Source organism: Colwellia sp. MB02u-10, from assembly GCF_014077185.1.
GTDB lineage: Bacteria > Pseudomonadota > Gammaproteobacteria > Enterobacterales > Alteromonadaceae > Cognaticolwellia.
Map to the genome: position 1 here is coordinate 121,790 of NZ_JACGVK010000105.1, position 10,619 is coordinate 132,408.

Sequence of the window (10,619 nt, forward strand, 5' to 3'; positions counted from 1 at the left end):
TCCTTCGTCAAAACCGACAATTTCATGTCGCGCTGTCTACCCTATGATGAATAGGTTACTCTCTTCGTTACTAAAGAACGGCTTAATGTCTCGTCAGCAGGCTTCTAATCATGACACCCAGACACTGTGCTTTTTTGTGTTATGTCTGACACTGTTTGTTACTTATGACGCTTCAGGCTTTGCTATTGAGACTATCGTCTTTAATGATTTATCTAAACCAATGACCTTAATTAAAGAAGATGGACAAAATTATAAAGTAGAGAGTAAAGGGCAACAGGTCACATTATCCAACCGTTTGATTGTTAAAGCACAAACGCAGCTAACTAAAGCCCAACTATACCAATATCATCCCCATAGAACTCAGGTGAGCGAATTATTTACCGACTCACAGTTTCATTACTTTTCCCTAACCTTGAAAGATGGAAATAATCTGGGTGACGTACTCAACGCGCTGCAAAGCATGGCTGGTATTGAACTGGTTCAGCCAGATGTTTTACAACGTCACTCACATACTTCTATAAAAAATAAACCTAATAAAGCCCCTGTTTCTCTGTCGGAGGAACAAATGAAACATAGACAGGAAAAACGCCCTGAGCGGCGCAAAAAAATTAAGTTATCTGAGCAGACGCGACTGAAACATAAAAGCCTGTATTTAAGTCAACAGGTTAAAAGTATTTGGCAAACTACCCAAGGCCAGGGGGTAAAAGTGGCCATTATTGATGACGGTTTTAATCTGCAGCATCTGGACTTAAAACCCGAAGACCTTTGCCATCTTAATGGTACGACCTTAAAAGATGGCAAACCCGCTGATGTCATCATCTTTTCTCAAGAAGACCAGGCGGGCATGTGGCGAAAAAAAGACGGTGAATTTAATGGCACCTTAATGGATGTCGCCAGCAATGAAATTTTACTTGACGGTTTAGCCATGCCCCATTCACCCCGTTGGTATAACGATCAAGTCTATTTTTTCAATTCAGACCATGGCCATATTTGCAGTTATGATCCGCAAACTAAAATAACCGAAACCCTGGCTGAAGTTCCGGGTTTTACCCAGGGCATGGATTTTTATCGACCTATTATGTTTGTTGGTTTATCACCAGTTAGAACCGGCATGTTGCCCGAAAAATATAATGAAACCTTTTCAGGTATTTAGTTAATGAACCTTGACGAAACTAACCAGAATAAAAGCCGAGAAATTGGCCATATAAAATTTACCAGCAATGTTGGGCAAATTTACGATGTTGCCGTGATCCCCAATTGCAGTTATCCGGAAATTATTGAAGCACAGCACCCCAGGGACAAAAACCATTTTTGTCACCCTATATTAACCCCCTTTTAAAGCGAAAATAACTAATGAAAAAATTAATGCACACTCAAGATGCAAACAATGTTGGGGCTGGTAAATCAGTCCCATTAGGGAAGCTCATTAAAGCGGCTATTCCTATGTTTGCTATGTTTACTGTAACCGCGAGCACTGCTGCACCAGAACCAGCACCAGAACCAGCACCACCAAGCATTACCTCTGCCACTTACAATGCCAGTACTGGCGAACTGGTGGTTACCGGTAGTAGCTTTGAAGCTGCATCAGGGGATGTAAATGATGTTAATGCTTCTAAGTTAACCTTTACTGGCGAAGGGGGCGCGACTTATACCTTAACCGATACTGCCAATGTCGAAATAGACACAGCTACTCAATTTTCAGCTTTTTTATCAGCCACTGATTCAACGAATTTATACCGTTTGCTCAATAAAAATGGTGCTAGTTCAAATGGCGCGACTACTTATAATCTGGCCGCCGCAGATGACTTTATCTCTAATGTAACGGCCGGTGACACTGCTGATTTGACCGGCAATGGCATTACTGTCTCTAATGCAAATAACGCCCCAACAGACATAAGCCTTTCGAATAATACGCTGGCTGAAAACAGCCCCATAGGAACGGTTATAGGTTCGCTTACTGTGACGGACGTCGATGAAAACGACACCGCTACCTTTAGTTTTTGTGGTGGCGCATCTGACGATAATTTCACCCTGGCAGGCGCAACGCTCCAATCAAACTCTATTTTTGATTATGAAAGTACCTCCTCTCAAAGTGTGTGTATAAAAGTAAGTGACAGTGGAAGTTTGCGCTACGATAAAACGCTGACTGTGAATATCAGCAATGTGAATGATAATAGTCCAGCGGTTACTAGCAGTGCCATTACGGCAGTGAATGAAAACTCACCTTACAATTATTCATTTAGCGCAACCGATGCGGATGGCGATGCCTTAAGCTGGAGCGTAAAAAGTGGCACCACCTTGCCTAGTTGGTTGTCACTAGGAGTCACCACAGGGACCGATTTTGAGTTGCTAGGCCTCGCTGGTTTTAGTGCCGGCGCTGCACTCTATAGCTCGTTGGCAATCGACAGCTCAGATACGCCTTATGTGGCTTATCAAGATAGTGAAAATGGTAATAAAGCCACCGTGATGAAGTATGAGAATAATGCCTGGATTGCAGTAGGGACTGCTGGTTTTAGTGCCGGCAATACTTACCATACCTCGTTGGTCTTCGACAGTTTAGATGCGCCTTATGTGGCTTATCAAGATAGTGGGAATAGTGCTGGAGCCACCGTGATGAAGTATGACGGTAACGCCTGGGTGTTAGTAGGAACTGCTGGTTTTAGTGGCGGCTATGCTAGCAGTACCACGTTGGCACTCGACAGCTCAGATAGGCCTTATGTGGCTTATCAAGATGGTGATAATAGTTATAAAGCCACTGTGATGAGGTTTGACGGTACCAACTGGGAGGTGGTGGGCACTCCTGGTTTTAGTGCAGGCATGGCAACCTCTCCTTCGTTGGCACTCGACAGCTCAGGCACGCCTTATGTGGCATATAAAGATAGTGCAAATGGCGATAAAACTACCGTTATGAAGTATGACGGTAACGCCTGGGTGTCAGTAGGAACTGCTGGTTTTAGTGCAGGCTATGTTAGCAATACCTCGTTGGCAATCGACAGCTCAGATAGGCCTTATGTGGTTTATTATGATGGTGTAAATGGCGGTAAAGCCACCGTGATGATGTATAAGGATAACGTCTGGGTGGCAGTAGGGGCTGCTGGTTTTAGTGCAAGCTATGCACTATCTCCTTCTTTGGCACTTGACATCTCAGGCACGCCTTATGTGGCTTATAAAGATAGTGCAAATAGCGATAAAGCCACCGTGATGAAATATGACGGTAGTGACTGGGTGACAGTCGGCGCAGCTGGTTTTAGTGCAGGCAGTGCAGCCTTTACCTCGTTGGCACTTGACAGCTCAGGTACGCCTTATGTGGCTTATCAGGATAATGCAAATGGCGATAAAGCCACTGTGATGAAAATTGGCGATATACCAACCCTCTTAGGCAACCCAGGCAACGCAGAGGTAGGTGAGTATGACATAATTCTAAGCGTGAGTGATGGTGTTACAACGGCAGATCAAAGCTTTACCATCACAGTTGCCAATGTCAATGACGCGCCAACAGATATCAGCCTTTCCGCCAATACCGTGGCTGAAAACAGTGCCATCGGCACCGCCATTGGCACCCTTACGGCAACGGATATTGATACAGGCGACACGGCTGTCTTTAGTTTTTGTGCTGGCACACATGATGGTAATTTCACCCTTACGGACGATACGCTGCAATCAGCCTTTATTTTTGATTATGAAAGTACACCCTCTCAAAGTATCTGTATAACAGTGACCGACACTGCAGGCCTTACCTTCAATAAAACATTGACAGTGAATATCACCAATATTAATGAGGCCCCCGCTGTTACCAGCAGTGCCACCACAGCTGTGAATGAAGATATCCCCTACAGTTATTCATTAAGCGCAACAGATGTTGATGGCGATGCCTTAAGTTGGAGCGTGAAAAGTGGCACTACCTTGCCTGCTTGGTTGTCATTCGACACTTCGAGCGAGCCTCAGACATTAGGCGCGGCTGGTTTTAGTGCAAGCGAGGCTGATTACACTTCTCTGGCACTAGACAGCTCAGGCATCCCTTATGTGGCTTATAAAGATTATGGACATAGTGGTAAAACCACCGTGATGAAATTTGACGGTAGTGCCTGGTTAACCGTCGGCGCAGCAGGTTTCAGTGCGGGTAATACTGCTTATACTTCTCTGGCACTGGATAGCTCAGGCACCCCTTATGTGGCTTATACGGATTATAGTAATGAGGGTAAAGCCACCGTGATGAAATATAATACCAGCACTGATACTTGGGAAACGGTTGGTGCAGTTGGTTTTAGTGCGGGTAGTACTGAGCATAACTCCCTGGCACTGGACAACTCAGGCGCCCCTTATGTCGCTTATAGGGCTATGGGTAATAGCGGTAAAGCCACCGTGATGAAATATAATGGTAGTGACTGGGTAGCAGTCGGCGCAGCGGGTTTTAGTGCAAGCTATGTTTATGATACCTCCCTGGCATTGGACAGCTCAGGCACGCCTTATGTAGCTTATCAGGATGGGGGCAATAGCGAAAAAGCCACAGTAATGAAGTTTGACGGTATTGAATGGGTGGCAGTTGGCGAAGCTGGTTTTAGTGCAGGTGTTGCTATTCACACCTCCTTGGCACTGGACAGCTCAGGCACCCCTTCTGTGGCTTATCGGGATGTGGTGAATAGCTACAAAGCCACCATGATGCAATACAATGCCAACACCGAGGCCTGGGAAACAGTCGGCGCGGTTGGTTTTAGTGCAGACAATGCTTCTTATACTTCCCTAGCACTGGATAGTTCAGGTACCCCTTATGTGGCTTATATAGATACTGCTAGTAGCGATAAAGCCACCCTGATGAAATTTGACGGTAGTGACTGGGTGACAGTTGGCGCAGCGGGTTTTAGTGCGGGTGTTGCTTCTTATACTTCCCTGGCACTGGACAGTTCAGGCACCCCTTATGTGGCTTATCAAGATGAGGGCAATAGCAATAAAGCCACCGTGATGAAACTGGTTACGTCAACACTTTCAGGCACCCCGACCAATGCAGATATAGGCGTACATGACATAACCTTAGTGGTCAGTGATGGTGTTTCTACTGTAGATCACGTTTTTCAAATCACTGTTGCTAATGTCAATGACGCGCCAACAGATATCAGCCTTTCGAATAATACCCTGGCTGAAAACAGTCCCATAGGAACCGTTATAGGCTCCCTTATTGTGACGGATATCGATGCGAACGACACGGCAGCCTTTAGTTTTTGTGGTGGCACAGATGACGATAATTTCACCCTTGATGGCGCGACACTTCAATCAAATGCTATTTTTGATTATGAAAATTTATCTCAAACCAATAATATTTATCAATCGGTTTGTATAGCAGTGAGTGATAATGGAGGCTTGACTCACAATAGATGGCTGAAAACTGAAATCACCAATGTTAATGACAATAGCCCCGCAGTGGCCAGCACTGCCATCACAGTTATTAATCAAGATACCCCCTACAGTTACTCGTTCAACGCAATAGATGCTGATATCGATACCTTAAGCTGGAGTTTGAAAAGTGGCACTACCTTACCTACCTGGTTGTCATTAGACAATTTGAACGGGCATCAGGCGGTGGGCGCACCGAGTTTAAGTGCGATTAAGTCTTATAATTCTTCTCTGGCATTAGACAGCTCTGACACCCTTTATGTGGCTTATATGGATGCTAGTCTTGACAATAAAGCCAGCGTGATAAAATTTGACGGTAATAACTGGGTAACGATCGGCGCAGCTGGTTTTAGTGCGAGTCGGGCTAATAATACTTCCTTGGCACTAGATAGCTCAGGCACCCCTTATGTGGCTTATTGGGATTATAGTGATGGCAGCTATGAAGTCACCGTGATGAAATTTGACGGTAATAACTGGGTAACGGTGGGCGCAACGGGTTTTATTAATGCTACTAACGCTACCCTGGCACTAGACAGCTCAGACACCCCTTATGTGCTTTATTCGGATCGTAGTAATTACAGTAAAGCCACCTTAGTGAAGTTTGACGGTAATAACTGGATAACAGTTGGCGCAGGGGGTTTTAGTACGAGTAAGACTTCTGCTCCTTCCCTGGCACTAGACAGCTCAGGCACCCCTTATGTGGCTTATTCGGACTCTAGTAATGACAGTAAAGTCACTGTGATGACATTTGACGGTAGTAACTGGATAACGGTCGGCACAGGGGGGGTTAGTCTGGGTAAATCTTACTCTCCTTCCCTAGCACTGGACAACTCAGGCACCCCTTATGTGGCTTATGCTGATGCGGGGAAAACCGATACAGGGGGCCCCGATATAATAGAGAAGAGTAATAGCTATAAAGCCACTGTGATGAAATATAACGCAAGCACTGACACCTGGGTGACAGTCGGCGCAGCGGGTTTTAGTGCGGCTCATGCTGGGGATCTCTCTCTGGCACTGGACAGCTCAGACAACCCTTATGTGGCTTATGTGGATAATACTAATGACGGTAAAACCACCGTGATGAAATTTGACGGTAGTAACTGGGTAGCAGTCGGCATAGCGGCGGTTAGTAAGGGTAGCACTTATTATAACTTCCTAGTCGTAGACAGCTCAGACACCCCTTATGTGCTCTATGCAGATTATAGTAATGACGGTAAAATAACCGTGATGGAGGTGCTTGAATCAACACTCTCAGGCACCCCGAACAACGCCGATGTAGGCGTGCATGACATAACCCTAGTGGTCAGTGATGGCGTTTCTAGTGTAGAGCATGCTTTTCAAATCAATGTTGCCAATGTCAATGACGCCCCAACAGACATAAACCTTTCGAATAATACGCTAGCTGAAAACAGCCCCATAGGCTCGGTTGTAGGTTCGCTTACTGTGACAGATATAGATGCGAACGACACGGCTGTCTTTAGTTTTTGTGGTGGCACAGATGATGGCAACTTTGCCATTGCAGACGCAACGCTACAATCAAACCTTGAGTTCGATTATGAAAGTACAGCCGCTCAAAGTATCTGTATAAGTGTGACCGACAGCGGTAGTGTGAGCTACGATAAAACGCTGACAGTGAATATCAGTAATGTTAATGAAGATCCGATTATTACCTTAGATAGTACCCTGAGCACCAATGAAGACAGCGGTCAAACTTTAAGCTTCACTTACACTGATGTGGACGGGGATATGGTCAGCGCTACGCTCAGTGCGCAGGCAAGCAATGGCATAGCGACGGTCAGTGGCAGCACTGTCAGTTATGTGCCTGGTGATAATTTCAATGGCAGTGACAGTTTCACCTTAACCTTGACCGACAGTGCCGGTTACACCAGCACGCAAGTGATTAACGTGACCGTCAACTCAGTGAACGATGCAGTGCAAGCCGTCAAAGATACCTTTGAAATTGACTTCAATGACAACAGTATTTACCTATTAGATGTACTGAGTAACGACAGTGATATTGATGGTGATGCACTGTCTATCACAGGTGCTAATACCAGTACGGGTACTGTGACGACTGATGGAGAAAAACTTACGCTGACCACACCCGCAGGGTTTCTAGGGCAAATAGAGCTGACCTATTCCATCACAGATGGTAATGCGAGCTTCGCTGCCACCACAGTCGAGTTGTTGATTAGCGGCGAGCCAAGTGCAACGGCGCCTGTTATCACGGTTCCTGAGATGGTAGAGGTAAATGCAACAGGTTTGTATACCCGAGTTAACTTAGGTGCGGCGACCGCGCTGAACAGCTTGGGTAAACCACTGGCGGTTTCATTAGTTGATGGCCAACCGGTATTTAAACCCGGTAAACATATTGCCTATTGGCAAGCAATCGACCCTACAACGGGATTAACATCGATTGCCAGCCAGCAGGTGATTGTTCACCCCATCATCTCATTGGGTAAAGCTCAGGTTGTGGTAGAAGGTAAAGTGGCCAGCGTAGACGTGATACTCAATGGCAACGCGCCGAGCTACCCGGTGATAGCGACATTCAGTGTTAGCGGCAGTGCTGATGGCAGTGATTACGATATTCAAACTCAAGCATTTACAATTGAGTCGGGAACACAAAGCCGTTTGCTCATTGATATCGTGCAAGACAATATCATTGAAGGTGATGAAACCCTCATGGTCAGTCTTGATGAAGGGAATGTCGGTAACAACGCCGGCCACGTTATGACTATTGTCGAGATAAACGTTGCACCTAAAATCACCTTAAAGAGTTCACAAAGCACACAGTTACGACAGGTCGTTACCTCTGTCGATGGCTTAATCACCGTGCAAGCCAGTGTATTGGATATCAATGATGATAACGTGAGCACAGACTGGGTATATGACGCTTCCCTTAACATTGAGGAAATTGATGAGCTCACTGTTGTGCTTGACCCAAGCGAATTAAGCTCCGGTATATACCCCATAGGCGTAACGGCGACAGATGATGGGCGCGGGCTGTTAAGTACGACTCAAACCCTTTATTTGGAAGTGCTCGATAGCTTGGTTTCGCTGACCGATACCGACTCTGATGGCGATCTCATCCCTGATAACCAGGAAGGGTACGGGGATAGTGATCAGGATGGTATTCCTGATTTCTTGGATGCCATAAGCGAGTGCAACGTGATGCCTCAGCAAGTCTCAACACAAAATGGTTTCCTGGTGGAAGGTGATCCAGGTGTCTGTTTACGCAAAGGTAATACGCTAGCAGGAGGCGATACCGGTGGTGTGCAACTAACCGATAATGATCTACAAAGCAGTGTCGGTATGGATGACCAATTTGCCATTGTTGGCGGGATCTTTGACTTTATTGCCAGAGACTTGCCCCAAGCCGGACAGAATTCCCGTATCGTATTACCGCAAAGACAACCCATTCCTTCAGGTGCCGTATACCGTAAATACAGTAAGCGATTTGGGTGGGGACCCTTTGTTGAAGATGTGAGTAACCAGTTGCATTCAGCACCGGGTGAGTTGGGATACTGTCCTTCACCGGCAGATGCTCAGTGGTCATTGGGGCTAACGGAAGGTGATTGGTGCGTGCGCTTAACCATCGAAGATGGTGGGCCAAATGACAATGACGGTATCGCGAACAATACTATTGTTGACCCGGGCGGCGTATCTGTCGCGTTAACGGATAATACGATGCCAGTGGCACAGGCCGATAACGTCAGGGTGAAACGTAATACCTCACTTGTGATTGATGTATTAGCCAACGATACAGATGCAGACGGCGATATACTGAGTATTGGTGTTGTCACGGCTACGTTTGGTGAGGTGACCCTTACCGCTGATAATCAATTGAATTATCAGAGTAAGGTGGGTTTTGTCGGTCAGGATACGCTTGTTTACACGTTGTCAGACGGTAACGGGGGCAGTGATAGTGGCACGGTTAGCATTACTGTTTATGCCAATGAAGCGCCTGTAGCCCTAGATGATAGCGATAACACCGATGATCGTAGCGCGATAATCATTAGTGTATTAGAGAACGATAGCGATGCTGACGGGGATAGTTTAACGGTTTTTAGTGCTACGGTTGATGAAGGTAGTGTTACGGTGAATGAAAATAACACCCTAACCTATACACCTGACAATGGCTTTGATGGTACGGCCACTATTTCTTATACCATTGATGACGGACAAGGTGAGCAAGCAATCGCGCAAGTACTTGTGACGGTTAACGCCTACCAAAACGTGACGGTCAACAATAAATCAAAAGGGGGAAGTATGGGGCTAATGATTATCTCTTTAATTGGCGTTACCTTATATCGTATGTGTCGTAAGAAAAATAGAGTTAGAAATCAGCTTGTGCAGGGTACTGCTGCCCTTTTGGTTGCAACAAGCATGAGCCTTGCTGCGGCTGAGCCCCAGTGGTTTGTTACCAGTAGTGTTGGAATAAGTGACGCCAATAGTCATGTGAACATACCCAGTGACCTTGGCATTACGTACAGTGATGTAGATAAATCAAGCCCCAGCTACACGATAGGTGGTGGTGTAAACTATGATGTTTATTCTTTTACCGTAAGTTATGAGCAATTAGGCGATGTCTCAGCGAGTTATGTCGGGGATACGTTAGATACGGCATTGTTTCATCAAGCATTAGTCAATAATGCACCTAAATTTGTCGATGGTATCAGCCTGCAAGGCCAGTATACTTTATGGCAAGATGATGCCTTGAGTGCCTCGATAGGAGCGGGCCTGTTCGCTTGGGCGTTAGATTACACTAGCCAACTTAATGATAGTGTTATTAAGGTAAGTGAGGATGATATTGATTTGTTTTATAACTTACAAATAGCTTATGCTCTTACTGAGCAAGTTCAAGTAAGCGTAAAAGCGAGTCGTTATAGCTTGGCTCATGACATAAATAATGTAGCCTTAGGTTTAACTTATTATTTTTAATATTGCGTAGCCAAGGAGAGGCTACATGATAAGTCAGGAGAGTCCCTGAAAACTATCACAACTAAAAACCTGCTTTTAACACGGCAGGTTTTTTACGTATACCGTAATGGATATACATAACAGTTTGGATGGTTATTTAAGATGACTTATGTGTTGGGGACCTTGATCAGACCCTGTAACAGATTTTGTGTAACTGCCAGGTTTAAATAACATCTTTCAAACGGTCTTCAAATTCAATCATAAAACGATTCAAGGCCGTTTTCCAATTTCTTATCGGCATCGTCCACTTT

The 10,619-nt window shown here is 45.5% G+C and carries 3 protein-coding genes; all 3 read left to right on the forward strand.

Features of this window, described 5'->3' with window-relative positions:
• Nucleotides 1–85: 85 nt before the first annotated feature.
• From H4J59_RS06220 to H4J59_RS06225, 3 genes are read left to right on the forward strand one after another with little or no spacing between them, the layout of a single operon-like run.
• The gene (locus H4J59_RS06220) at nt 86–1,153 is read left to right on the forward strand and encodes a DUF4915 domain-containing protein (RefSeq protein WP_220469733.1); all 1,068 of its coding nucleotides are present in this window, start codon (nt 86–88) and stop codon (nt 1,151–1,153) included.
• A 3-nt stretch (nt 1,154–1,156) separates the two neighbouring features.
• Complete coding sequence (locus H4J59_RS19175) at nt 1,157–1,339, forward strand: TIGR03032 family protein (protein ID WP_220469734.1); 183 nt, start codon at nt 1,157–1,159, stop codon at nt 1,337–1,339.
• Nucleotides 1,340–1,353: 14 nt separating this feature from the next.
• Nucleotides 1,354–10,329, forward strand: a complete 8,976-nt coding sequence (locus tag H4J59_RS06225; protein WP_182237788.1) for a tandem-95 repeat protein — start codon at nt 1,354–1,356, stop codon at nt 10,327–10,329.
• The last annotated feature ends 290 nt before the right edge of the window (nt 10,330–10,619 follow it).

Coding starts and splice junctions, on each gene's coding strand:
- H4J59_RS06220 (WP_220469733.1), top strand. CDS start 86: ATGTCTCGTCAGCAGGCTTCTAATCATGACACCCAGACACTGTGCTTT.
- H4J59_RS06225 (WP_182237788.1), top strand. CDS start 1,354: ATGAAAAAATTAATGCACACTCAAGATGCAAACAATGTTGGGGCTGGT.
- H4J59_RS19175 (WP_220469734.1), top strand. CDS start 1,157: ATGAACCTTGACGAAACTAACCAGAATAAAAGCCGAGAAATTGGCCAT.